27 protein-coding genes and 1 pseudogene are annotated in these 24,542 nt (G+C 67.4%); 24 read left to right on the top strand and 4 right to left on the bottom strand.

The window, feature by feature from the left end; genetic code table 11:
* The first annotated feature begins 5 nt into the window (after window positions 1-5).
* The 10 genes from ACAM58_RS28420 to ACAM58_RS28375 all read left to right on the top strand — a co-directional run bounded on the left by ACAM58_RS28420 (window position 6) and on the right by ACAM58_RS28375 (window position 9,926).
* On the top strand, window positions 6-1,409 hold the full coding sequence (locus ACAM58_RS28420; protein WP_062364771.1) for an amidase: 1,404 nt from the start codon (window positions 6-8) through the stop codon (window positions 1,407-1,409).
* Window positions 1,406-2,293: a tryptophan 2,3-dioxygenase gene (locus ACAM58_RS28415; protein WP_015865473.1), complete on the top strand. Its 888-nt coding sequence runs from the start codon at window positions 1,406-1,408 to the stop codon at window positions 2,291-2,293. The genes ACAM58_RS28420 and ACAM58_RS28415 overlap by 4 nt, the downstream gene beginning before the upstream one ends.
* 168 nt (window positions 2,294-2,461) lie before the next feature.
* Window positions 2,462-3,142, top strand: a complete 681-nt coding sequence (locus ACAM58_RS28410) for a nitroreductase (protein ID WP_062365376.1) — start codon at window positions 2,462-2,464, stop codon at window positions 3,140-3,142.
* Between the two features lie 31 nt (window positions 3,143-3,173).
* Window positions 3,174-4,124 (top strand): ring-cleaving dioxygenase, encoded by a 951-nt coding sequence (locus ACAM58_RS28405; RefSeq protein ID WP_062364772.1) that lies wholly within the window; start codon window positions 3,174-3,176, stop codon window positions 4,122-4,124.
* 49 nt (window positions 4,125-4,173) lie between these two features.
* Entirely contained in the window at window positions 4,174-4,803 is a 630-nt protein-coding gene (gene wrbA / locus ACAM58_RS28400; protein ID WP_015865476.1) for an NAD(P)H:quinone oxidoreductase, read from the top strand.
* A 98-nt stretch (window positions 4,804-4,901) separates the two neighbouring features.
* Window positions 4,902-5,825 carry a LysR substrate-binding domain-containing protein gene (locus tag ACAM58_RS28395; RefSeq protein WP_015865477.1) on the top strand — a complete coding sequence of 308 codons (924 nt, stop codon included), beginning with the start codon at window positions 4,902-4,904 and terminating at the stop codon, window positions 5,823-5,825.
* 123 nt (window positions 5,826-5,948) lie between these two features.
* Entirely contained in the window at window positions 5,949-7,067 is a 1,119-nt protein-coding gene (locus ACAM58_RS28390; protein WP_062364773.1) for an iron-containing alcohol dehydrogenase, read from the top strand.
* Between the two features lie 145 nt (window positions 7,068-7,212).
* Window positions 7,213-8,448, top strand: coding sequence for a hypothetical protein (locus ACAM58_RS28385; protein ID WP_062364774.1), 1,236 nt, complete (start codon window positions 7,213-7,215; stop codon window positions 8,446-8,448).
* A gap of 3 nt (window positions 8,449-8,451) precedes the next feature.
* Entirely contained in the window at window positions 8,452-9,252 is an 801-nt protein-coding gene (locus ACAM58_RS28380) for a hypothetical protein (protein ID WP_062364775.1), read from the top strand.
* 68 nt (window positions 9,253-9,320) lie between these two features.
* Complete coding sequence (locus ACAM58_RS28375; RefSeq protein WP_062364776.1) at window positions 9,321-9,926, top strand: acyloxyacyl hydrolase; 606 nt, start codon at window positions 9,321-9,323, stop codon at window positions 9,924-9,926.
* Here the strand turns inward: ACAM58_RS28375 and ACAM58_RS28370 are convergent.
* Entirely contained in the window at window positions 9,923-10,735 is an 813-nt protein-coding gene (locus ACAM58_RS28370) for a helix-turn-helix domain-containing protein (RefSeq protein WP_062364777.1), read from the bottom strand. The two genes, ACAM58_RS28375 and ACAM58_RS28370, sit on opposite strands and share 4 nt — an antisense overlap.
* A gap of 80 nt (window positions 10,736-10,815) precedes the next feature.
* Between ACAM58_RS28370 and ACAM58_RS28365 the strand changes: the two genes are divergently transcribed.
* The 8 genes and pseudogenes from ACAM58_RS28365 to ACAM58_RS28330 all read left to right on the top strand — a co-directional run bounded on the left by ACAM58_RS28365 (window position 10,816) and on the right by ACAM58_RS28330 (window position 17,079).
* Window positions 10,816-12,006: an MFS transporter gene (locus tag ACAM58_RS28365; protein WP_062364778.1), complete on the top strand. Its 1,191-nt coding sequence runs from the start codon at window positions 10,816-10,818 to the stop codon at window positions 12,004-12,006.
* Between the two features lie 273 nt (window positions 12,007-12,279).
* A complete protein-coding gene (locus tag ACAM58_RS28360; RefSeq protein ID WP_062364779.1) occupies window positions 12,280-12,897 on the top strand; it encodes a glutathione S-transferase family protein in 618 nt (205 codons plus the stop codon).
* Between the two features lie 13 nt (window positions 12,898-12,910).
* On the top strand, window positions 12,911-13,270 hold the full coding sequence (locus ACAM58_RS28355) for a hypothetical protein (protein WP_062364780.1): 360 nt from the start codon (window positions 12,911-12,913) through the stop codon (window positions 13,268-13,270).
* Window positions 13,271-13,288: 18 nt separating this feature from the next.
* Window positions 13,289-14,482: a bifunctional alpha/beta hydrolase/OsmC family protein gene (locus ACAM58_RS28350; RefSeq protein WP_062364781.1), complete on the top strand. Its 1,194-nt coding sequence runs from the start codon at window positions 13,289-13,291 to the stop codon at window positions 14,480-14,482.
* Between the two features lie 125 nt (window positions 14,483-14,607).
* Complete coding sequence (locus ACAM58_RS28345) at window positions 14,608-15,027, top strand: cupin domain-containing protein (RefSeq protein WP_062364782.1); 420 nt, start codon at window positions 14,608-14,610, stop codon at window positions 15,025-15,027.
* 223 nt (window positions 15,028-15,250) lie between these two features.
* Window positions 15,251-15,862 (top strand): annotated as a pseudogene (locus tag ACAM58_RS28340) (glutathione S-transferase family protein); the annotation flags it as partial.
* 355 nt (window positions 15,863-16,217) lie between these two features.
* The gene (locus ACAM58_RS28335; protein ID WP_015865489.1) at window positions 16,218-16,475 is read left to right on the top strand and encodes a UBP-type zinc finger domain-containing protein; all 258 of its coding nucleotides are present in this window, start codon (window positions 16,218-16,220) and stop codon (window positions 16,473-16,475) included.
* A complete protein-coding gene (locus ACAM58_RS28330; RefSeq protein ID WP_015865490.1) occupies window positions 16,453-17,079 on the top strand; it encodes a peroxiredoxin-like family protein in 627 nt (208 codons plus the stop codon). Before ACAM58_RS28335 ends, ACAM58_RS28330 begins: the two co-directional genes overlap by 23 nt.
* A 74-nt stretch (window positions 17,080-17,153) precedes the next feature.
* Here the strand turns inward: ACAM58_RS28330 and ACAM58_RS28325 are convergent, their stop codons facing one another.
* Window positions 17,154-17,450 carry a hypothetical protein gene (locus ACAM58_RS28325; RefSeq protein WP_062364784.1) on the bottom strand — a complete coding sequence of 99 codons (297 nt, stop codon included), beginning with the start codon at window positions 17,448-17,450 and terminating at the stop codon, window positions 17,154-17,156.
* A 286-nt stretch (window positions 17,451-17,736) separates the two neighbouring features.
* Here ACAM58_RS28325 and ACAM58_RS28320 point away from each other — a divergent pair, with 286 nt between their 5' ends.
* The 5 genes from ACAM58_RS28320 (at window position 17,737) to ACAM58_RS28300 (ending at window position 21,804) form a co-directional block, all read left to right on the top strand.
* The gene (locus ACAM58_RS28320; protein WP_062364785.1) at window positions 17,737-18,216 is read left to right on the top strand and encodes a carboxymuconolactone decarboxylase family protein; all 480 of its coding nucleotides are present in this window, start codon (window positions 17,737-17,739) and stop codon (window positions 18,214-18,216) included.
* Between the two features lie 63 nt (window positions 18,217-18,279).
* Window positions 18,280-19,035 carry an SDR family oxidoreductase gene (locus ACAM58_RS28315; protein WP_018904426.1) on the top strand — a complete coding sequence of 252 codons (756 nt, stop codon included), beginning with the start codon at window positions 18,280-18,282 and terminating at the stop codon, window positions 19,033-19,035.
* Window positions 19,036-19,116: 81 nt separating this feature from the next.
* Window positions 19,117-19,698 (top strand): YceI family protein, encoded by a 582-nt coding sequence (locus ACAM58_RS28310; protein WP_015865494.1) that lies wholly within the window; start codon window positions 19,117-19,119, stop codon window positions 19,696-19,698.
* A gap of 38 nt (window positions 19,699-19,736) precedes the next feature.
* Window positions 19,737-20,282 carry an Ohr family peroxiredoxin gene (locus tag ACAM58_RS28305; protein ID WP_062364786.1) on the top strand — a complete coding sequence of 182 codons (546 nt, stop codon included), beginning with the start codon at window positions 19,737-19,739 and terminating at the stop codon, window positions 20,280-20,282.
* Window positions 20,283-20,346: 64 nt separating this feature from the next.
* Window positions 20,347-21,804, top strand: coding sequence for a catalase (locus ACAM58_RS28300; RefSeq protein ID WP_062364787.1), 1,458 nt, complete (start codon window positions 20,347-20,349; stop codon window positions 21,802-21,804).
* A 12-nt stretch (window positions 21,805-21,816) separates the two neighbouring features.
* On the opposite strand, the gene ACAM58_RS28295 is transcribed toward ACAM58_RS28300, so the two are convergent.
* On the bottom strand, window positions 21,817-22,704 hold the full coding sequence (locus ACAM58_RS28295; protein WP_018904431.1) for a LysR family transcriptional regulator: 888 nt from the start codon (window positions 22,702-22,704) through the stop codon (window positions 21,817-21,819).
* A gap of 104 nt (window positions 22,705-22,808) precedes the next feature.
* Between ACAM58_RS28295 and ACAM58_RS28290 the strand changes: the two genes are divergently transcribed.
* Entirely contained in the window at window positions 22,809-23,558 is a 750-nt protein-coding gene (locus tag ACAM58_RS28290; protein ID WP_015865498.1) for an SDR family NAD(P)-dependent oxidoreductase, read from the top strand.
* On the opposite strand, the gene ACAM58_RS28285 is transcribed toward ACAM58_RS28290, so the two are convergent.
* Entirely contained in the window at window positions 23,521-24,534 is a 1,014-nt protein-coding gene (locus ACAM58_RS28285) for an acyltransferase (RefSeq protein WP_230537781.1), read from the bottom strand. The genes ACAM58_RS28290 and ACAM58_RS28285 overlap by 38 nt on opposite strands.
* Window positions 24,535-24,542: the final 8 nt, after the last annotated feature.

The raw sequence follows: 24,542 nt of genomic DNA, 5'->3' as shown, positions 1-24,542 counted from the left end.
AAACCTTGAACGCCGATCGCCCGCCATCTCCCGTGGTCCCTTCCGCATCCAGCCTGCGCCACGCGCTCGACGCCCTGGCCGCCCGGCGCATCACGGCCGTGGCCCTGATCGAGCAGGCACTCGAGGCCGCACAGGCCAGCAAGCGCGACCTGCGCGCCTTCGCCGCGATCGACCGGGACGGCGCGCTGGCCGCCGCGGCAGAAAGCGACAGGCGCTATGCGCAAGGCCGGCAACGGCCGCTGGAAGGGCTGGCCATCGGCGTCAAGGACCTGATCGACACCCAAGGCATCGAAACCAGCTACGGCTCGGCCGCCTACCTGGGGCACCTTCCGGACGCCGACGCCGACGTGGTGCGCGCGCTGATCGAGCGCGGCGCCATTCCCGTCGGCAAGACGGCCACGCATGAGTTCGCATGGGGCGTGACCACGGCCAGCGCCACCTTCGGCGATACCTTGAACCCGCTGGACCGCACGCGCATTCCCGGCGGCTCCAGCGGCGGCGCGGCCGCGGCGATTGCCTGTGGCGCCGTGGCGGCCGGCCTTGGCACGGACACCGGCGGATCGGTGCGGATCCCGGCGGCGCTGTGCGGGGTCGTCGGCTTCAAGCCGAGCTTCGGCGCACTGCCCACGCGCGGCATCTTTGCACTGGCACCGACGCTGGACCACCCGGGCTTTCTTGGCGCGACGGTCGACGACGTCGCGCTGCTGGCGGGCGCATTCCACATCGAAATGCCGCAGCACGCCGCTTCTCCATCTGCGCGCCTCGGGGTGGTGCGCGAGATCGCGCCCGTGCCGCCGAGCGCCGAAGTCGCGTCCGCGTTCGACACCGCGGTTGCGAAGCTCGGAGAATTCCTTGCGTGCACGACCGTCGATGCGCCCGGACCGTTCGACGGCGTCTTCGAAGCCTTTGCGCACATCGTCCTCACCGAGGGCGGCGTCGAGCACTTCCGCCGCAACGCCGCCGATCGCATCGCTACCCACTACGGCCGCGAAACCATCGAGCGGCTCGAGCGCGCCAAGAGCATCACGCTGGGCGACTACGCGCGCGCGCAGCAGGCGCGGCGCGACTTCACCGCCCGGCTGCATCGCGCCATGTCGCAGCTCGACTACCTCGTGCTGCCGACCTGCCCCTGCACCGCGCCGCAGGTGAATCAGGCATCGATCGATATCGGCCATTGGTCGGGCACCGTGCGCGAGGCGCTGATGACCTACACGGCGCCTTTCAACGTCGCGGGGTTCCCGGCCATCTCGATTCCCCTTGCCGCCCGCGACGGCCGCCTGCCCGCCGGGCTGCAGATCGTGGCGAAGCCTGGCCGCGACGGCGCCCTGCTGCAGATCGCACAGCAGATCGAAGGCCTCATGCACACCGGCACATCGACGCATCCCCCTACCACCAGGAGCACACCATGAGCAACACCCCCACCCTTGCGGCCATCGAACGCCCCGCGTCCGGCCAGACACCCTACAGCGCATGGATGCAGACCGACACCTTGCACTCGCTGCAGCGTACCGTCAGCGACCACCCGGGCGAGCACGCCTGGATCGTGCATGTGCAGGTGTCCGAGCTCTACTGGATGCTCATCATCAAGGAGATCCAGTCGGCCCAGGCGTTCCTGCGGGCCGACGACCTCCCGCAGGCCTGGCGCACGTTGCAACGCGTCGTTGCGCACCATGCGCCGCTGGACGCCATCTGGCGCTCGATCGACTGGATGACGCCGAACGACCTGCTCGCGATCCTTTCACGCGCGGTCGCCACGCACGGCAAGGACACGGCGCTGCAAGGCTGGACCTACCGGCAGATGGTCTATCTGCTGGGCATCAAGCAGGCCGAGCACCTGCAGCATTTCGAGCCCCAGCCCCATCGCTGGGAACAGCTCAACAAGGCGCTGGCCGAACCCAGCCTGTACGACGACGTGCTCGCCTTCCTCCGGCGCCGGGGGCTGGGCGTGCCGGCCGAATTGCTGGCGCGCGACCTGGCCGCGCCCTACACGCCCCGCAAGGAGGTCGAAGAGGTCTGGCGCCAGATCTACGCCGACCCCAACGCGAACATCGAGCTCCAGCAGCTCGGCGAGACCCTGGCCGACATCGCCGAGGGCTTCTGCAACTGGAAATTCCGCCACCTGATGGCGACGCGGCGAACCTTCGGTGCGCGGCCGGCCTACTTCGGCACCGAAGGCGTTGCGTGGCTCGTGCCCACGATGGACGAGATTCCTTTTCCCGAGCTCTGGTCGGCGCGCACCTTCATCGGTGACCCGCCGCCCGCGTGCCCGCACATGGCCCGGCAGGGGAAATGAAACACCCGATCGTTCGCGATTTCCGGACCGTGCGTGCAAGAAGCAACGGCTTCTCAGGCGCCAGCCGCCTCCCTACGATTTCCCCAGCGTTCACGAGATCGCGTGAACCCAATAACAAGACTTCAAGAGACAACCGTGTCAGCCAACCTACTGATGGAGATTCTGGAAATGAATGCGGCACCTTTCATCGATAACCTCATCCGGGATCGACGCAGCAAGCGCGGCTTTCTCGATCGCCCCGTTCCCATCGACACGGTGAAAGACATCCTGTCGACCGCGAGCCATGCGCCCAGCTCGAGCAACACGCAGCCCTGGCGCTGCTATGTGGTGACCGGCGAAACGCGCGACCGCGTCACCCGGGCTGCCGTGGCGGAGTTCCGCGCCAACCATGCCACGCTGGCGCCGGAATACCCCTTCTTTCCCCAGCCGCTGCACGAACCGTACGGCACGCGCTTCAACACCTTCCGCGGCCAGCTCGGCGATGCGCAAGGCGTGCACCGCAGCGACAAGGCCGGCCGCCTGCGCGACGTGGAGCGCCAGTTCCTGTTCTTCGATGCGCCGGTCGGGATCATCTTCACGATGGACCGCCGCCTCGAATGGGCCAGCTTTCTCTGCTACGGCTGCTTCCTGCAGAACGTCATGCTGGCCGCCAAGGGCCGGGGCCTGGACACCTGCCCGCAGCAGATCTGGTCGCTGCAGCACCACTTGCTGCGCGCGGAACTCGGCATTCCCCAGGACGAGATGGTGATTGCCGGCATGTCGATGGGCTGGGCCAACAACGGCATGCCGGAGAACCGCATGGCCCTGGAGAAAACGCCGGTCGAGCAATTCGCGTCGTTCGCCCAATAACCACCAACCACATCCATACAAGGGTACTCACATGTCGATCATCAAAGGCTTTCACCACCTGACCGCGTGCGTCAGCGGCGCACAGGAAGACGTGGATTTCTACGTGAAGCTGCTGGGCCAGAGCCTGGTCAAGAAAACCGTTCTGCTGGACGGCGACGAGCCGGTCTACCACCTCTACTACGGCAATGCGCAGGGCGATGCCGGCACGCTGGTCACCTCGTTCCCCTTCAAGCAGAAAGGCGTGAAGGGGCGCCGCGGCTCGGGCCAGATCAAGGTCATCAACTACTCGGTTCCCACGGGGTCGCTGGATTTCTGGCGCGAACGCTTCGGCGCCCGCGGCGTGGTCTTCGACAAGGCCGTGGTCGAGCGCTTCGGCGAGCAGCGCCAACGCTTCCAGCACCCCTGCGGCATCGAATTCGATCTGGTGGCCTCCGGCAACGACACGCGTCCGCCCTGCATTGCGCACGACATTCCGGCGGAGTTCGCGATCCGGGGCGTGCACAGCATCACGCTGTCGCTGCGCGAGGTCGATGAATCCATCATCTTCATGAAGGAGGCGCTGGACTTCCACTATGCCGGCCAGTCCGGCCCGCACCACCGCTTCGAAGCCGCCGACGGCAAGCCCGGCACCATCGTCGAGTTCGTGCACGAGCCGGACCGCCTGCAGGGCTCGTCGATCTACGGTGAGGGCACGATCCACCATGTGGCCTTCGCGGTGGACAACGTCGAGCAGCAGATGCAGATCAAGGAGAAGCTGATGTCGATGGGCCACATCGACACCTCCGAATCGGTCAACCGCAACTACTTCCGCTCGATGTATTTCAAGATGCCGGGCGGCGTGATGTTCGAGGCGGCCACCACCGACATCGGCTTTGCCATCGACGAAGAACCCGGCCACTTCGGCGCCGAGTTCCAGCTGCCGCCATGGCTGCGCGAGCGCAAGGACGAACTGCTTGCGCGCCTGGAGCCCATTGCCGTCTGACGGCACGCAAGACACCTTCCACCTTTTTTTCTCCAACACAGGCCAACCCATGTCCAAACCCAAGGTCCTCATCGCTTTCTATTCCCGCAACAGCTCCACCGAGCTTCTTGCCAAGGCCGTCGCCCAAGGCGCCATGGCCGAAGGCGCGGAAGTGCGCCTTCGCCGCGCGCGGGAGTTCGTCGCACCCGAGGTCATGCGCCAGGTGCCCGAGTGGTCCGAGCGGGCCAGCGAGATGAACGCCAAGTACGAAGCCCCGACCGAGGCGGACGCCGATTGGGCCGACGCCATCGTCTTCGGCACGCCGACGCGCTTCGGCTCCATTGCCGCCGAGCTCAAGGCCTACATCGATTCGCTCGGCGGCCTCTGGTTCCAGGGCAAGCTCAACGGCAAGGCCGGCTCGGTGTTCGGCTCGACCTCTTCCAGGCACGGCGGCAACGAGGCGACGCTGCTGTCGCTCTACGGCCCGATGGCGCACCTGGGCCTGATCATCGTGCCGCTCGGCTATGCCGATCCGGCCATGTTCGCGGCGGGCACGCCCTACGGTGCGACCCACGTCTCCAACCGCGATTCGGTGATGCCCGGCGCCGAGGACCTGGCCGTCGCGACCTACCAGGGCCGGCGCGTCGCCACGGTGGCGCGGTCGCTGCGCGTGGCGCAGCCGGTGCCGGAAGCCGCCTGAGACCGGGATAGCGAACGGGGAGCCGCAGCGCTATCCTCGGCGGCAGCGCTGTCGCTGCGTATGCCGGGCGGCCTCCCTGCTCTCTCACCAGGATTGCGATGCTGGACCTGAAGGATGTCTTCTATTTCGTCCAAGTCGTCGACCGCGGAGGCTTCACGGCCGCCGGGTCGGCGCTTCGCCTGCCGAAGTCGACGCTGAGCCATCGCGTCCAGGAGCTCGAGAGTTACCTGGGCGTGCGCCTGCTCAACCGAACGTCCCGCCAGTTCGGCATGACCGACATCGGCAAGGAGTTCTACCAGTATGCGGTCGCGATGCTGCACAGCTCCGACGTGGCCGAGGAGGCGGTGCGCCAGCGCCTGGCCGAACCCAGCGGCGTGATTCGGCTGACCACGGCCGTGGAGATTGCGCAGTTCGCGCTGCGCGAGATTCTTCCCGTCTTCCTGAACCGGTATCCCAAGGTGCGCATCGTCGAGATCGCGACCGACCGCTACGTGGACATGGTGGGCGAAGGCTTCGATCTGGCGATACGCGGGCACACGGGATCGCTCCAGAACTCCACGCTGGTGCAGCGCGCGCTGGCCGATGTTCCCTGGTACCTGTTCGCAAGCCCGGGGTACCTCGCGCAAAGCGGTGTGCCCGAGAGCCCCGCGGACCTTGGCCAGCACGCGAGCGTTGCGATGGTGCGCAATGGTCCGTTGCAGTGGCAGCTGAAAGGGCCGCACGGCGAAGAGCTCGCCATGCCCATCGACCCGCGCTTCCAGAGCAACAACATGGTCGCGCTGAAGGAGGCGGCCTGCGCCAGCCTGGGCATCGCTGCGCTTCCGGGCTACATCTGCAGGTCGGAGCTCCGGGACGGGACCCTGCAGCAACTGCTGCCCGACTGGTCGGCGGCCGATGCGCGCATCTCGGCGCTGATTCCGTTTCGCACCGGCCTGCTGCCCGCGGTGCGTTCGCTGGTCGATTTTCTCGCTGTGGAAATGCCGGTGGTCACGGCATTCGACCATCCCCGCAGCTTCGAGTGAAGCGTGCGCCGGGCGCAGCGGCGTCGTCCACGGACATGGACGCTGTGTCTGGCAAAGAGCGGCTTGTGAGCGGCGGGTGGAGGACCTATCTTGTCGGCCCTGACTTCCACAAGGCCGATCGAGATGAATCACTTGAATTGCTTGCCGCAAGACGGCATTTTCTGGGGCCAGCACATCCTGCAAGGCGCCGTGGCACGGCTCGGCGACCACGGCATCCATCGGCCGATGACGTTCACCGTCGAGCCGCTGACAAAGCTCTACCAGGATTGCGTGCGGCCCAACCTGAAGCAGTCGGTGGGCAGCTTCATGGAATTGCCGGCGCACGTGCCCGACGTGGCGGTGCAAGGCGGCCTGGACGCCTGCCTTCACGCAGGGGCCGAGTCGATCGTGGCGCTGGGGGGCGGATCGGTGCTCGACGCGGCCAAGGCGGTGTCGCACCTGCACCATGAGAAGACCGGGCGCTACCTGCCCATCGCGGCCTTGCCGACAACGCTGTCGGGCTCCGAGTTCTCCCACTACTTCGGCATCACCGAGACGGACGGTCCGGAGAAATTCAAGCGCAGCTACGCGGTGCGCGAGACGGTGCCCAAGGTGGTGGTGATCGACCCCGTGCTCGTGTCCGGCACGCCGCGCGCGCTGCTGCTGTCCTCCGCCATCAAGGGCATGGACCATGCGGTGGAGGGCATGCGCAAGGTGACGAAGGAGCACCCGCACGCGATCATGGCGGCCAGCGGCCTGGAGCGATTCCTGAAGGTGCTGCAGAAGTGGCCGCCCGCCATGGCGACGCGCGAGGCGCTGGACAAGGCGCTGGTGACGCCCGACGACCTGCTGCAGCTGCAGCTGGCGGCCTGGCAGTGCTACTTCTCGCCGGCCTCGGTCATCTACGGCCTCAGCCACCGCATCGGCCACATCCTGGGCGGCACCTTCGGCCTGCCGCACAGCGCGACCTCCTGCATCACCCTGGCGCCCGTCATCCGCGCCTGTGCAGATTTTTACGGCGACAAGCTCGAGATCTTCGGTGCACGCACGGCGCAGGCGGATGCCGCCACGCAGCTGGCCGACCGGATCGCGGGCGTGGTCAGCGCGCTCGGCCTGCCGGACCGCATCGGCGCCTTCGACCTCGACAAGGCAAAGCTGCCGGAGGTGGCCCGGCTGCTGAAGAAGAACTATCCCAACGAAGTGGCCGACCTGGGCAACAACGCGAGCCTCAAGCTCGACGCGCTGCTCGAGAGCCTCTGGTAAGCCCCTGCCGAGCCTTTGAAGAGCGCCTGGCCGAGAACGCATTGGTGCCTTGCAGACAACGCCGTGATCCCTCGCGCATGCCTACCGCCGAGGGCCGGCCGTTCCTAGGATCGATGGGGTCCATCCCACCCTTCAAGGAACCCCCATGCGTCTGCGCACCATCACCATCGCCCTGGCCTGCGGCCTCGGCGCTTCCCTCAACGCCGCCGCGGCGGATGTGAAGTCCATCTCGCGCCTTGCCGCGGGCCCCGGCAACGTATTGTTCGTTGCCGACTGGAAAGCCGCCCGCGTCCACGCGATCTCGCTGCCGGCGGCGCAGCAGCAGCCGGCGGGCACGGCGTTCAACATCCTCGACCTGGAGAGCCTGCTCTCGGCCCAGGTGGGCGGCGCCAAGGTCAGGGTCGAGGACATGGTCGTGCGGCCCGGCACCGCGCAGGTGTACGTGGCTGTGAGCTACGGCGCCGCGAAGACGCCGGCGCTCATCCTGGTCACCAGCGACAAGAAGGCGCGCCGCGTCGACCTGAAGGCGGCGGCCTCGACGTCGGTCGCGCTGCGCGACGCGCCCACCTCGGACTACAGCTTCTGGAAAGAGACGCCCGAGCGCAGCTTCACCGTCACCGACATGAAGTGGCGCGAAGGCGAACTCTTCGTGGCCGGCCTCTCCAACCAGGACTTCGCCTCGACGCTGCGCCGCGTGAAGTACCCCTTCGACGCGAAGCAGTCGATCACCTCGGTGGAGATTTACCACGCGGGCCACAACCTGATCGAGACCCGCGCCCCGATCCGTGCGATGAGCTTCGCGAGCTGGGGCGGCAAGAGCTACCTGGTGGCCGCCTACACCTGCACGCCGCTCGTGACGATCCCGCTGGACGACCTGAAGGACGGTGCGCATATCCGCGGCAAGACCGTCGCCGAACTCGGCTACGGCAACACGCCGGCCGACATGGTCTCCTACTCGCGCACCGAGCAGGGCAAGACCGAAGACTTCCTGCTGCTGGCCAATTTCGACCGCGTGTCCAACGTCATTCCCGTGTCGCAGCTGGAGGCCACGGGTTCGCGGCCCGGCATGGACAAGCAGGTGCCCTTCGGGCAGCTCGCGGGCGTCGAGGTGATGCAGGCGCCGCTGGCCGGCACGCTGCGGCTGGACAACCTGGACGACAAATCGTTCGTGGTCGTGCGCCGCCGGCTCGAGAAGGACGCGCTGCAGCTCGTGTCCATCGGCAAGGAACTGAGCTTCCGGCTGACCGACCATGTCTCGGAATACGCCTTCGCGGAGTACAGCTTCAAGGGCGACAACTTCCAGCTGCAGAACATCAAGCCGCGGCAGGACATGCTGCTGAAGGACGAAGGCTTCCCGGACCTGATCAAGGCGTCGGAGTAAGCCGTGCGTCTTTGCCGACTGTGCGGCGCCGCGGCGCTCGCCGTGGCGCTGGGCGCCTCGCACGCCGCGCCACCCACGCCATCCACCGCGGCTGCGCAAAGGGTGCGCGTCCAGCCGTCCGCCGGCCAGGTGCCGGCGAACCTGCTGCGCCTGTCCATCGAGTTCGCGGCGCGGATCGAAGGCCCGGTGCTGCCAAGGCTCGCGCTGCTGCGCCCCGACGGAAAGCCGCTCGTGCAACCGTTTCTCGAGCAGGAACTCTGGTCGCCCGACGGCCGGATCCTGACCGTGCTGATGCATCCAGGCCGCGTCAAGACGGGCCTGAACGCGCGTGAGGTCCTGGGGCCGATCCTGGTCGACGGGGACGATGTGAGCTTGACGCTGGACGGCCGTCCCATCCAGCACTGGCGCGTCGGGCCCGCGGACACGAGCGGTCCGGCGGTGTCGGCATGGCGCCTGTCGTCCGTGCGCGCCGCATCGAGGCAGGCGCTCGTCGTGACGCTGGATGGCGCCATCGATGGCCGGGACGCCGACTACATCGCAATCGCGGACCCGCAGGGCCGGCGCGTGAGTGGCCAAGCCCGGCTGAAAGACGGCGAGCGCACCTGGACGTTCACGCCGCATGCCCCATGGCGCGCAGGCGAATACCGGCTCATCGCGCGCGGCACCCTCGAAGACCCGGCGGGCAATCGCCTTGGCGGGCGCTTCGAAACGCCCGCAGATGCGCCGGCGGCTGCGCCTGTCGATGCCGCGCTTGCATTCACCGTGGGCCGGGCCTCGCCATCGGCCGGCATGCATCGCCCCTGAACCTCTGAGCCTTTCATGCATTCGACGCCGCCGCGAGGCCCTTGCCGCTCGATGCATCCGCAAATCAAATGTCCGATCGAACTTTCCGCCTCAACCTCCGGCTGCCGCAACTGCGCCGCAAGCGACATGGCGCGGCCCTGGTCCTTCTCGGCATCGGCGCCTGCATTTCGCAGGTGGCGCGCGCCGACACGCCGTTGCACCCACCCTCCTCTCTCTTCACCCAGTTCGGCTCGGCGCACGGGACCCGCACGCTGACCGCGGGGCTGACCTGGGACCTCCCCTACCGATGGCAGCTGGGCCCGGGCGAGCTCCGCAGCTATCTGGAAGCCTCCTACGCGTACTGGCAGATCCAGTCGACGGACCGGGCAGGGCTTTCGCACCTGTCGCAGTTCGCGTTGATTCCCGTGCTGCGCTATCGCCCCGCGGATGGCGCTTCGCCGTGGTTCTTCGAAACCGGGGTGGGGGTGACCGCCACCTCGTCGGTCTACAGGACCCGGCAGAAGAGCTTTTCGACGAGCTTCAACTTCAGCACCCACCTGGCGGTCGGCCGCAGCTTCGGCGCGCAACGGCAGCACGAGATCGCGTTGCGCCTCGAGCATTTCTCGAACGCCGGCATCAAGCACCCGAACCCCGGCGAGAACTTCATTCAGCTGCGGTACGCGCGCAGGTTCTAGCGGCGCCGCGCAAGATAGCGCGCGGGCGGCTGGCCCATGGCCTTCCTGAACATGGCGATGAAGGCGCTCACCGAGTCGTAGCCCAGGCCATGGGCCACCTGCTGCACCGAAAGGCCCGACGTGAGCCACTGCAGCGCCACGATCAGCCGCAGGCGCTGGCTCCAGCGGCCGAAGGACATGCCCGTTTCAAGCTGCACGAGGCGGGTCAGGGTCCGCTCGCTCATGGCCAGGCGCGAGGCCCACTGCGCTGCGGTGGTGCGGTCCGCCGGGTCGCGCATGAGCGCATCGATCAGGCGGCGCAGGCGCGGCTCCTCCGACACCGGCAGGTGCATGGCTTCGGTCGGCATGCGCGCCAGCTGGTCCAGCAGCACGGCATGCAGCCGCAGCGCCTGCGGCTCGCGCTGCGCGCCCTCGGGCAAGGCGGCCAGGTAAAGAATGAGCTCGCGCAGCAAGGGGCTGACGCTCAACGAGCAGCAGGTCTTCGGCATGGCCGCGGCGGCATCTTCCACGAACAGAAAGCAGACATTCCCCTCCGCCGAAACGCGCAGGCTGTGGGGCACGCCCCCGGGGATCCACAAGCCACCGTGCAGCGGTGCCATCCACAGCGCACCCGGCACTTCGCAGGCCACGGTGCCGCGCAACACCATCGCCAGCTGCCCCTGCGGATGCTGGTGCGCCGGCAATCCCTCCGCGAGCGCCTCGGTGCGAATCCGCACGGCGGCAACGCGCGCCTCCATCTTGTCGAATTCGAAGGTCCAGGCGCCTTGGCGATGCGTGCTCAGGCGTTCATCTTGACCGGATTTGCGCATATTCAGTCGGCCTGCAGGCATTCGAATCCGCGCATCGACACTAGATTCATCGGTGGCATTGCGCATTACTTCGGACCTCCATGCATTCCTCACAAACGGCAGATTCCTCACCCCGCGCCGCGCTCCTCATCGCCGGCATCCTGCTCATCGCAGCCAGCCTCAGGGCACCGATCACCACGCTCGGGCCCCTGCTCGAACCCGTGCGCGAAAGCTTTGCGCTCAACGCCTCGCAAGCCGGCCTGCTGACCACCCTGCCGCTGCTCGCGTTCGCCCTGGTGTCGCCGCTGGCGGCGCCACTGGCGCACCGGTTCGGCCTGGAGCGCGTGCTCTTCGCGTCGCTGGCCCTGCTGGTCGCCGGCATCGGCGTGCGCTCGGCCGGCACGGTGTCGGCACTTTTCGCGGGCACCTGCGTGATCGGGGGGGCGATTGCCGTCGCCAACGTGCTGCTGCCCAGCTTGCTCAAAAGGGACTTTCCTCGCCATGTGGCGAAGCTCACGGCCTGCTATGCACTGGCAATGATCGCCGCCGCCGGCATCGCATCGGCCGTGGCCGTGCCGCTGGACCATGCGCTGGGTGCCGGGTGGCCCGCCTCGCTGGGCACCGTGGCCGTGCTGCCGCTCGTCGCTGCGTTGCTGTGGTTGCCGCAACTGCGCTTTCGCACGGTGTCGGCGCCCGGCCTTGCCACGGGTGCGCGGGGGCCGTCGGTGTGGAAGGCCTCGCTGGCCTGGCAGGTGGCGGGGTACCTGGGCCTCACCTGCTTCATCTACTTCGCGGCGATTGCCTGGCTGCCTTCGATCCTCCAGGAGGTCGGCTTCTCGAGCGCCCGCGCCGGCACGCTGCATGGGTGGATGCAGCTGGCGGGGGCCGTGCCTGCGCTGCTGCTGATGCCGCTGCTGCACCGGATGCCCGACCAGCGCTGGATCGCCTTCGCGTCGCCCGCACTCAGTGCCTGCGGCCTGGCGGGCCTGCTGGCCCTGCCCGCCTTGACGCCGCTGTGGATCTTCGCCTTCGGCATGGGCATGGGATCGGCATTGATCCTGAGCCTGGCCTTCGTCGGACTGCGCGCGGGCAGCCAGCAGCTCGCCGCGTCGCTCTCGGGCATGTCGCAATGCATCGGCTACCTGCTGGCGGCTGTCGGCCCGACCTTGGTCGGCTTCCTGCACGAAGCCGCGGGCAACTGGACGATGCCGCTCGCGGCCTGCCTGGTGCTGTGCCTGGCGATGTGCGTGCTGGGGCTGTCGGTGGGCCGGGCCGTGCACATCGGCCAGTGAATGGCGCAGGAGGCCGGCGTCGCCGTCGGACTCGCCGTGTTCGGTCGATGGCATGCGTGCTCCAGGTGTCGGGTTCACCGGGGATCGTAGGAGCGCCCTGCCGGCGGCGCCAGGTGCCGGGGCGTGACCGCGGTGTTGCCCTGCGCGCACCAATGCATCGGCGCGCCGCCCCGCGATTGGTGCGCCCGCGGCAACACGGTGCGCCCCGGCGCATGCCTACCGCTGCTGCGCACGCCTGCCTAGCATCGTCGCATCGATCTAACGGAATCTCTCATGAAGCTCTATCACATGCCCGGCGCCTGCTCCCTCGCCGACCTGATCGTTCTCCAGTGGATCGGCGCCGACCACGAGCCGGTTCGCATGAGCCTGGACAGCATCAAGTCGCCCGACTACCTTGCCATCAATCCGGGCGGCACGGTGCCGCTGCTGGCGCACGGCGATCTCTCGCTCACCGAGAACGTCGCCATCCTCGGCTACCTGGCCGACCTGTACCCCGAGGCGCGCCTGCTGGGCGACGGCTCGCCGCGAGCGCGCGCCGAGGTCATGCGCTGGCTGGGCTTTCTCAACTCGGACGTGCACAAGGCGTTCAAGCCGATCTTCACGCCGCAGCGCTTCCTCAAAGACGCGGCGATGGCGCCCCTCCTTGCGGACAACGCGCGCGGCCATGTGCGCGAATACCTCGCGCGGCTGGACGGCCAGCTCGAGGGGCGCGACTGGCTGACTGGCGAACGGTCCATCGCGGACCCGTACCTGTTCGTGCTCTCGCGCTGGTCGGCGGCCAAGAAGGTCGACATGCAGGGCCTGGACAACCTCGCGCGCTTCGCCCGGATGATGGACGCCGACGCCGGCGTGCAAGCCGCGCTGGACGCCGAGCGCAGCATGCCGCAGTAAGCCGGGGTACGCCATGAGACTCTCGCTGGCCTCTTCCCTCGAAGCCACCCCACCGGGCTGCGCCACGTCGAGCGCACTTGCCCGCTGGTACGCAGAACAGCCCGCCGTGCGGCGCCTGTGGGCGATCCGCGCGGCGGACGAGCCCATGCTGCGCGTCATCGTGCTGCTGGAACCCTCGCCAGACGGCGACGAGATCAGCCCCGCCTGGATGGCCCATGGCAGCCGGTGGGCGCGCGACCTGCGCGAGCGGCTGGCGGACGCCGTGCAACTGGAACGCATCGACGGGCCGCTGCCCGAAGAGTTCGAGATCGACGGCGAAGGCGCCGTGCTCTCGGCGCTGTGCTGGCGCGACTCGACCGCGCTCGAAGCCTGAGCGCCAGGAACACGCTCCGTGCCTACCCGCCCCTTCGAATTCCTCAACCGGAACGGACACCGCCTGTCGGGCAGCCTCGAAATGCCGGAGGGCATCCCGCGGGGTTGGGCGCTGTTCGCGCACTGCTTCACCTGCGGCAAGAACAACCTCGCGGCCGTGCGCATCGCGCGGACGCTGGCCAGCGTGGGGATCGGGGTGCTGCGCTTCGACTTCACCGGGCTGGGCGGCAGCGAGGGGAATTTCGCCGACGCGAGCTTCTCGCTGAACGTGCAGGACCTGGTGTCGGCCGCCAGCGCCATGGAGGCCGCCGGCATGCCGCCCCGCCTGCTCATCGGCCACAGCCTCGGCGGCTCCGCCATGCTCGCTGCGGCGGACCGCATTGCGGGCGCGCACGCCATCGCGACCATTGCCGCGCCGTTCGATGTGGCGCAGGTGCTGCACCTGCTGGACCCCGCGGGTCTTGCGCGCCTCCAGACCGAGGGACAGGCGCTGGTCCAGGTGATCGGACGGCCGATGGCGGTCGGCAAGGCCTTCGTGGACGACCTGCGCACGCATGACCCGGGGGCGCGCATCGCGGCCCTGCACCGGCCGCTGCTGCTGCTCCATGCGCCGCAGGACCACACGGTCGACATCGAGAACGCCACGCGCATCTTTCTGGCAGCGAGGCATCCCAAGAGCTTCGTCTCGCTCGACGATGCGGACCACCTGCTGTCGAAGCGCGAGGACGCCGAGCAGGTCGCGCGCCTCATCGCAACCTGGGCGGACCGCTACCTGCCCGAACCGCCCGCCGGCCGCCCGGTTGCGGCGGACGCTGAGGCAGAAGAAACGGGCCTCGGAAAATTCCAGCTCGCGCTGCGCTCGGGCGGCTCGCGCTGGCTCGCGGACGAACCCGAGACGGTGGGCGGGCTCGGTTCGGGCCCGACGCCCTACAACCTGCTGTCGTCCGCGCTCGCCGCCTGCACGACCATGACGCTGCGCCACTACGCCGACAGCAAGGGCTGGCCGGTCACGCGCATCCGCACCGCGGTCAACCACTGCAAGGACAAGGCAATCTCCCCGCCCGACGTCTTCAGCCGGCGGGTGTCGATCGACGGCGCCATCACCGAGGCGCAACGCACACAGCTGCTCGACATGGCGCAGCGATGCCCCGTTCACCGCACCCTCGAAGGCGGAGCGCGCTTCGAGCCCGTGGAAGGCGAGCCACCGGCCTGAACGCGGGCTGCACAGCCAAGGCGCGATTGGTGCCTTGCGGACAACACCGTGATCCATCGCACAGGCCTACCGCGCCGTGCCACCCGATCCTACGATTCATCCATCGCATCAAAGAAGGCAAGACCATGATCAAGATTGCAAGAAGCATCGGACTGACACTGCTGTTCGCCGCGGGCGCAGCAACGGCCCAGAACGCCGCTTCGCACGGCACGCCCAAGGACGCCAAGGTGACGCCGCTGATGACCCAGGAGATGAAGGACATCCCCGGCAAGGAAGTGCTGATGATCACGGTGGACTATCCGCCGGGCGCCGTCGATCCGGTGCATCGCCACGACGCCCACAGCTACGTCTACGTGCTCGAAGGCTCGATCGTGATGGGCGTGAAGGGCGGCACGGAAGTGACGCTGAAGGCCGGCGACACCTTCTACGAAGGCCCCGACGACATCCACACCGTCGGCCGCAACGCGAGCAAGACCAAGCCTGCGAAGTTCGTCGTCATGCTCGTGAAGAACAAGGGTGCCGAGTTCTTCATTCCAGTGAAATAACCCACCGGTTGCATTCCACCCGCCGCAACGAAGATGACGGGTGTCAGATCGCCGAGGCGGCTGTAATGAGGCGTGCACTTTCCACCCGTTCGTGCACGGGACAGACTCACGTCGGCGCGGTGTCCCCGCGTAAATCCGACCAGCAACACAGCGACGCGGCGGGTGGAAGGCATCCCTTGCTTCCTGCAACAGGGGGCCGGCACAAGTACACAGGACCTCTGCCATGAAACTCTTCTACATGCCCGGAGCCAGCGCACTGGCCGACCACATCGTGCTCGAGTGGTCCGGCCAGCCCTACGAGGCGGTGCGCATGGACCGCCGCAGCATCAAGATGCCGGAGTACCTGGCGCTCAACCCGGCCGGCGTGGTGCCGCTGCTCGTGCACGGCGACTTCACGCTGAGCGAGAACGTCGCCATCCTCGGCTACCTCGCGGACCTGCATCCGCAGCTGCAGCTGGCGGGCGACGGTTCGCCGCGCGCGCGGGCGGAGGTCATGCGCTGGCTCGGCTTCCTGAACTCCGATGTGCACAAGGCGTTCAGGCCGATCTTCTTTCCCGAGCGCTATCTGCCGGACGACGGCCTGGCGGCGCAGCTGGCCGCCACGGCGCGCGGCCACGTGCGCGAGTACCTTGGGCGGCTCGACGCGCAGCTCGAAGGCCGCGAATGGCTCACGGGCCGGCGCTCCATTGCCGACGCGTACCACTTCGTGATGCTGCGCTGGGCCATCGGCACGAAGGTCGGGCTGCACGGCTTCGAAAACCTGACGGCCTTCGTTCGCCGGATGCATGCCGACGAGGGCGTGCATGCGGCCCTCGTGATGGAGGAAGGCCTGGCGCCACGCACCGAGCGCGCGCACAGCGCGCCCGATCAATTGATGCGCCTGAACGAACGGATCCGCGACAACCTGGCCACCACGCTGAACGCCGAAGTGGTCGGGCTGGTGGAGTACAGCGAAGGCGACGGCGCCGAGCTCGAAGTGCGCCGGGGCCTCGTGGAGATCGAGGTCTCGCGGATGGACACGGTCTTCAGCTGGCAGGACGAAAACTACCGCGGCCAGGCGGCCATTCCCTTCCAGAATTTCTCGCGCTATGTCAGCAATGGCGCGATCCGGCTCGATCTGTAGATACACAACCTGCAAACGCCATGAAAAATTCCGCCCCCCTCACCCCCTTGCATGCAAAGGTGTGCGCATGACCGCCGGCTGCCCCCACCTGGAGCAGGTCCGCCCGGTCACGCCAACCACCACAGGTTGCGAGGAATGCCTGCGTTCCGGCGGCCGCTGGGTCCACCTGCGCATGTGCCTCAGTTGCGGCCACGTCGGATGTTGCGACTCCTCGCAGGGAAAGCACGCGACCGGCCACTTCCACGAAACCGGCCATGCGGTCATTCAGTCCGCGGAGCCCGGCGAATCCTGGAGATGGTGCTATGTCGACCACAAGCTCGTCTGACAGCGCCGCCGATGCGGTGTTCGACGCCACGGGCATCGCCGCCCGTGCCAAGCGCGCCGGCGACCTTGCGCCCGACGCGACCCTGCCGGACGGTGCCGGCCGCCTGGTCCGACTGTCGGACGAATGGCGCAAGGGCCCGCTCGTGCTGGTGTTCTACCGCGGCGGCTGGTGCGGCTACTGCAGCCTCCAGCTGCGGGCCTGGCACCAGCGGGCGGACGACCTGGCGCGGCTCGGCGCCACGCTCCTGGCGATCTCGCCGCAGACGCCCGACCATTCGATGCGTACGGCCGAGGACAACCAGTTCACGTTCACCGTGCTCAGCGATTCCAACCTCGAAGCCGCCAGCGGCTTCGAGCTGGCCTTCACGCTCCCGCCCGAGCTCGTCAGCTTCTACGGCTCGGTGGGCACCGACATTCCCGTCCTGAACGGCAACGGCCTGTGGGTGTTGCCGGTTCCGGCGACCTATGTGATCGATGAGGATGGCCGCATCCGTTTCGCCCACATCGAGGAGGACATCCGGAAGCGCGCAGAGCCGGCCGATGTGCTGCGCGCAATCGAAGACATGGTCCGCGGCCGCGCCCTTGCGGCAGCCAGTGCCCCCTGAAGGTCCCATGCGACGAAGCCCGCCAGTGAGTGACTGGCGGGCTTCCTGCGATGGGCCTCAGGCGATTCGCAGCTTCACTCGGGCGTGCCGCCGGGAACGGGCTTGCGGCGATTCGGCTTGCGCGTATCGCGCGTCTGGTGGCGCTTCTCGCCGGCAATGGCGGCCGTGTCGGTTCCGATTGCGCCGCCTTCGGCGGTCTTGACCGTGTCGCCCGAGGCCACGGCGGCCCTGCCTGGCGCCTTGGCCGCCACCCTGGCCTGGGCCCGCACCTGGGGCTTGCTGTCGGTGACGGCCTGGTTCTCCGCCGATTGCGCGAAGACGCTCGCCGCGGCCAGGAAGGCGGCCGTCATGACGGTGATGTGCTTGATCATTTGATGGACTTTCCGAAAGTGAATGGAGGACGCCGCATTGCCGCAAGCGTCCAAAAAATTCTAGGACGCAGCCGCGCCGGATTTCGCCTTCGGCTGGTGCCATTTCGGAAACATGCCGAGTCCCTGGCCGGATTGTTGCGCGTTGGGCAACACCGTGAAGCCCCGCACATGGCTACCGGCGGCACCTTCTCCAACCTACGCTACCTCCTGTCTGCGCGGTCTTCGCAAGACGGATGACTCAGCCGTTCCGAGTCCAGGCATCCGCCACCCATTCCAGGAGTTAGTCGTGACCCAACGTGTCAACTATGTCGAGCAATCGCCCGAACTCTTCAAGAAGTTCGTCGAGTTCCTCAACGCGATCAAGGAAGGCGCCATCGAAGAGCCGATCCGCAACCTGGTGTCGATCCGCACCTCGCAACTCAACGGCTGCGCGTTCTGCCTGGACATGCACGTCAAGCAGGCCAGGATCCAGGGCGAGCGCGAGCTGCGCCTGTACCACCTGGCCGCATGGCGCGAATCGACGCTGTTCATTCCGCGCGAACGTGCGGCGCTGGCCTGGACCGAGGTGCTGACCAGGCTGCCCGAGCAAGGCGTGCCCGACGACATCTACGAGCGCGTGCGCACGCAGCTGTCGGAGAAGGAAATCTCCGACCTCACTTTCCTCATCATGTCCACCAACGCATGGAGCCGCCTGAACATCGGCTTCAAGAGCGTGCCCGGCGCCTCGGACAAGGTCTTCGGCCTGGACAAGGCAAAGCTCGCCTGATCCGCGCCGCCGGGAACCACCTTCGCCAACCAACCAGCCCCTTGCGGGCCAAAGGAAATCACCATGAAGATCGTCGTCATCGGCGGCTCGGGCCTCATCGGCTCCAAGGTCGTCAGCAAGCTGCGCGAAGCCGGCCATGAGGTCGTTGCCGCATCGCCCGCATCGGGCGTCAACACCATCACCGGCGAAGGCCTGGCCGAGGCCCTCAAGGGCGCGCAGGTGGTGCTGGACGTGGCCAACTCGCCTTCGTTCGAGGACAAGGCCGTGCTCGAATTCTTCGAGACCTCGGGGCGCAACCTCCTGGCCGCGGAAGCCGTGGCCGGCGTGAAGCACCACGTCGCGCTGTCGGTGGTCGGCACCGACCGCCTCTCCGAAAGCGGCTACTTCCGCGGCAAGATCGCGCAGGAAAAGCTGATCCGCGAATCGAAGATTCCCTACACCATCGTCCATTCGACGCAGTTCTTCGAATTCCTCGGCGGCATTGCGCAGTCGGGCACCGACGGCGACACCGTGCGCCTCTCGCCGGCCTTCGTGCAGCCGATCGCATCGGACGACGTCGCAACTGCCGTGGCCGACTACACCCTGGGCAAGCCGGTGAATGGCGTGGTCGAGATTGCCGGCCCCGAGCGCGTTCGCCTGTCCGACCTGGTGCAGCGCTTTCTCGCCAAGACCAGCGATCCGCGCAAGGTCGTCCAGGACGTGCACGCGCGCTACTTCGGTGCGGAGCTGAAGGACGAAACGCTAGTGCCGGGCCCCAACCCGCGCATCGGCGCGCTCGGCTTCGAAGCCTGGTTCGCGCTGCCCAAGCCGGCACGCTGACACAAAGACCACCTTCGGCCACATCGGGATGCGGCCGGGGGTTCCTGCCCCACGGCCCTCCTCTCCCATCCTGATGACGCCATGCCCGACAGCTCCGTACTCTCCACACTCGCCTCGACGAACCTGGCCGACATCAGCCGCGGACGCTACGTCGTCGATCCCGCACATTCGCAGGTGCTGTTCAGGGTGTCGCACTTCGGCATCTCGACCTATTTCGGCGAATTCACGGGCCCTTGCGGCACGCTCGACATTCCGCTGTCGGCACACGGCAGCGACACGCGGCTCGCGGTGTCCGTGCCCGTCGCCAACGTGAGGACCACGAGCCCCATCCTGGATGGCGAACTCAAAAGCCGAGACTGGCTGGACGCCGAGCGGTTTCCGTTGGTCTCCTTCGACTTTGCCGCGCCGCTTTCCCTGGCTGCGAATTCATTCCAGGTGGCCGGCGCCCTCGCCCTGCACGGCGTGACGCGCAACGCCACATTCGACGTGAGCTTCGTCGGCGCCGGCATGAATCCGGCAAAGCAGGTCTACACGGTCGGCTTCGACATCCGGGGCCGCATCCGCCGCAGCGACTACGGCGTGACCGCCGCGCTCCCGATGATCGGCGACGAGCTGGGTCTCATCATCAGTGCGGCTTTCGAACTCGAAGCCCCTGCCGCCTGAGCGTGCTCTTGCGCAACACCATTGAACAGAAGCCCGGAATGCCCACGCCGAGAGATACAACCCCAGTTTCTGCAGCACAAGCCGCGCAATCCAGCCCGCTGCAACCGCCTCCCGTCACGCTGCTCGACAGGTACAAGGGGCAGGAATTCGAGCCGATCTATTCGACCGTCGTCACGGTGAGCGGCGGCGAAGCGGAGCACGGACGGGCCTCGGGCGTGGCGCGCTCCGACGACGGCAACCTGAACCTGGAGCTTCGGCTTCCGGCCGCGCTGGGAGGCGGCGGTGGCGGCACCAACCCGGAGCAGCTGTTCGCGGCGGCCTATGCCGCATGCTTCCATGGGGCGTTGAACCTGCTGGCCGCGAAGAAGAAGATTCCGGTTCATGACGCCACCGTGGAGGCGTCCGTCGTTTTCGGGCGCGACCCCGTCGACGGACTCTTCGTGCTCACCGCCGATGTGCGGATCCATTTGCCCGACGTCGAGAAATGCGTGGCCGAAGAACTGGTGCGCAGCACGGAAAGATTTTGTCCCTATGCGAAGATGGCCCGCAACGGCATCACGAGCATCGTTGCAGTCGCCGCCTAGGAACTCACAGACCGGCGCCGCGCTCCATCGGCGCTCCCCTTCCCTGCGTTGAGAAAGCCCCTCCATGAGCGATTCATCCGACACCCCGCGCAAAACCTCCCTGACCACCGCCTTCGGCGCCCCCGTGCCCGACAACCAGAACAGCCTCACGGCCGGCGCGCGCGGCCCGCTGCTGATGCAGGACGTGTGGCTGCTCGAAAAGCTCGCCAACTTCAACCGCGAGGTCATCCCGGAGCGCCGCATGCACGCCAAGGGCTCCGGCGCCTTCGGCAGCTTCACCGTCACGCACGACATCACGCAGTACACCCGCGCCAAGCTCTTCAGCGCCGTGGGCAAGAAGACCGAGATGTTCGCGCGCTTCACCACGGTGGCCGGCGAGCGCGGCGCGGCCGATGCCGAACGCGACATCCGCGGCTTCGCGCTCAAGTTCTATACGGAAGAAGGCAACTGGGACCTGGTGGGCAACAACACGCCCGTGTTCTTCCTGCGCGACCCGCGCAAGTTTCCGGACCTGAACAAGGCCGTCAAGCGCGACCCCCGCACCAACCTGCGCAGCGCCACCAACAACTGGGACTTCTGGACGCTGCTGCCCGAGGCGCTGCACCAGGTCACCATCGTGATGAGCGACCGCGGCATCCCGGCCAGCTACCGCCACATGCACGGCTTCGGCTCGCACACCTACAGCTTCGTCAATGCGCAGGACGAGCGCTTCTGGGTCAAGTTCCACTTCCGGACGCAGCAGGGCATCAAGAACCTCACCGATGCCGAGGCCGCGGCCCTGGTCGGCGGCGACCGCGAGAGCCACCAGCGCGACCTGTTCGAAGCCATCGAGGGCGGCGACTTCCCCAGGTGGACGCTCTCCGTGCAGGTGATGCCCGAAGCCGATGCAGAGAAGGTGCCCTACCACCCCTTCGACCTGACCAAGGTCTGGCCCAAGAAGGACTACCCGCTGATCGAGGTGGGCGTGATGGAGCTGAACCGCAATCCCGCGAACTTCTTCGCCGACGTGGAGCAGAGCGCGTTCGCGCCCAGCAACCTGGTGCCCGGCATCGGCGTGTCGCCCGACAAGATGCTGCAGGCGCGCCTCTTCGCCTATTCGGATGCGCAGCGCTACCGCCTGGGCGTGAACCACCACCAGATCCCGGTGAACGCCGCGCGCTGCCCGGTGCACAGCAACCACCGCGACGGCGCGATCCGGGTGGACGGCAACTACGGCGCCGCGCCGCACTACGAGCCCAACAGCTTCGGCCAGTGGCAGGAGCAGCCCGGCTACCGCGAGCCGCCGCTCAAGCTGCGCGGCGATGCGGACTTCTGGAATTTCCGCGAGGACGATGCCGACTACTACAAGCAGCCCGGCGACCTGTTCCGCCTGATGACGCCGGCGCAGCAGCAGGTGCTGTTCGACAACACGGCGCGCGCCATGGGCGATGCGCCCGGGTTCATCAAGCGCCGCCACATCGGCAACTGCGCCAAGGCCGATGCGGCCTATGGGGCGGGCGTGGCAAGGGCGCTGGGTCTCTAAGGCGCCCCTGCCTCAGGACAACCCTTCGAGTTCCGCCGCAAGGAACTCGATGAAAAGCCGCGCACGCGCCGGCGCCTGGCGCCCGAAGGCATGCAGGGCCGAGACGGTCACGAGCGGCAACGGCTGCGACGGCAGCACGGGCACCAGCCGGCCGGCGTCGATGTCGTCCTGCACGAACAGGCGCAGGATCTGCACGATGCCCAGGTCGCCAAGTGCCGCGATGCGCAGCGCGACGCTGTTGTCCGTGTCGAATACGCCGGCCGGGTTCAACACGCTGCCATCGGCAAAGCGGATCGGAAACGCCTTGCCGCCCAGCATGTAGCGCACGTGCGCGTGGCTGTGCAGGGCCTCGATCGAATCGGGCGTGCCGCGGCGCGCCAGATACACGGGCGACGCCACCAGCACGAGCGGCAGGTCGGCAAGGCGCCGCGCCGTGAGGTCGGAGTCGGCCACCTGCCCCGCGCGAATGGCGATGTCGTAGCCCTCGCGGATCAGGTCGACATGGCGGTCGGCAAGGCTCATCTCGAGCTTCAGCTCCGGGTGCCTGGGCAGGAACCTGCCGATCACCGGCTCCAGCAGGATGCGCCCGAGGTCTCCGGGCGCCGTGATGCGCAGCACGCCCTGCGCAATGCCGGCGGGCCGCATCGCGTCGCCGGCCTGGTCGAGCGCGCGCAGCAGCGGCGCGATGCGCTCGTAGTACGCAGCGCCCTCCTGCGTGAGCGACAGCATCCGCGTGGAGCGCTGGAAGAGCCGCACGCCGAAGCGCTGCTCCAGCCGCGCCACACTCTTGGAGACCGCCGAGGGCGACGTCCCCAGCGTCCGCGCGGCCGCACTGAACGAGCCGGCCTCCACGGCGCTGGCAAAGGCCACCAATCCGGGCGCCTGGTCGAGAACATTCATTGAAGACTCCGGGGCACAAGTGTTTTCATTCTTGCCCACTACTGAAGTGCAGGTGAACAACCTAGATTGAAGGCTACTCTCTTCGTTGAACAAGGAAAAGCATCATGCAAAAGCTCTCTGGCAAAGTGGCGGTGATCACCGGAGGCAACAGCGGCATCGGCCTGGCGTGCGCCCAGGCTTTCGCGGCGGAAGGCGCCCGCGTCGTCGTCGTAGGACGCCGCCAGGACGCCGTGGACACGGCATTGGCGCGCATCGGTCCGGACGCGATGGGCTTCGTCGGCGACGTGGCCGACCTTGCAATGCACGACCGCCTGCTCGCCGCGGTGAAGGCACGGTTCGGCGCCATCGACATCTATGTGGCGAATGCGGGAACGGCGATTCTCGAGCCGTCCTCTGCCGTGACCGTGGACAACTACGACGCGCAGTTCGCCACCAATACACGCGCGGTGTTCTTCGGCGTGACCAAGGCACTGCCGTTCATGCGCGACGGCGGCTCGATCATCCTCACGAGCTCGATCGCCGGCAGCAAGGTGATGGACAACCACGCGGTCTACGCCGGCAGCAAGGCCGCCATCGAGGCCTTTGCACGCAACTGGGCACTCGAGCTCAAGGACCGCCGCATCCGGGTCAACGTGCTGAGCCCCGGCCCGGTCGACACGCCGATCCTCGCAAAGCTGGGCATCACGGAATCCGCACGGCCTGATTTCGACCAGCGCATGGCGGCAGCGATCCCGTTGGGTCGCCTGGGCCAGCCGAATGACCTGGCGCAAGCGGCGCTGTTCCTGGCGAGCGACGACAGCGTGTTCGTCACGGGCGTCAACCTGAAGGTCGACGGTGGCATGGCGCTGGCCTGAAGGGCCATGCCTTCTGGCGCCATCTCTTCAGAGGCGTGTCCACCAGATGCAGGCAGATCGCCGCCATCGTGAACGAGAACGCAAGGGTCGCGCTCAGCGTGATCCACAACGGCTGCGTACTGCGCAGCAGCAAAGCCAAGGGGAAGTGCCAGAGATAGATGCCATAGGACAGCCTGCCGATGTAGGCCATGGGCCGCGACGCGAGGAATGCCGCTCGCCCATGTTCTGCGGCAAAGCAGATCAGCACGAAGGCCGACAACTCCGCCGATGTGATGCGCAGCGTGACCGCCTGGACCTGGTCGCTCGTCGGCAGCGAAGGCAGGGCGATCAGGACCAGCAGCGCCATGCAAGCCATGGCGAGCGCGTGCTTCGACACCTTGAAATGGGCCAGTGCCGCAATGGCCCCGAGCAGGATGCCGCTCATTCGCGTGTCGAAACGGAAATACGCCTGCTGCCAGGTCCAGTTCATGGCCACGAAATACCGCCATGCAGTCACTGCCAAAAATGCCGACACCAGCCATCCGACCGGACGCCGCGTTCGCAGAAAGAGCGGCAGCACGAGAGGCCACAGCAGGTAGAACTTTTCTTCCACGCCGAGGGACCATGTGTGGCCGATGGTGTAGGCCAGCTCCCGGAAGGCCAGCGCATAGTCGTAGACGTAGAGTGCGGCGAGCACGGCGGACAGCCAGCGATCGTCCGCCGGCCAGAGGATGGGGGCCAGCCCCACGTAGACCGCAACCATGAGCAGCAGCGTCGGATACAAGCGCAACGCCCGGCGCGCATAGAAGCGGCCGATCTCGATGCCGCCATGACGGTATTCCGCCGTCAGCAGCGAAGTGATGAGATAGCCGGAAAGAACGAAAAAAACGTCCAGCCCGATAAAGCCGCCGCGCGCACCGGGGACTTCGCAGTGAAACAGCACGACCGCGAGGATGGACAGCGCGCGAACGCCGTCGAGCGCCGGGTTGTAGGGCATGGACATCT

The organism is Variovorax sp. V116 (assembly GCF_041154435.1).
GTDB classification, from domain to species: domain Bacteria; phylum Pseudomonadota; class Gammaproteobacteria; order Burkholderiales; family Burkholderiaceae_C; genus Variovorax; species Variovorax paradoxus.
The sequence above is the reverse complement of the archived record's forward strand: the minus strand, read 5'-3'. Positions and strand labels throughout refer to the sequence as shown.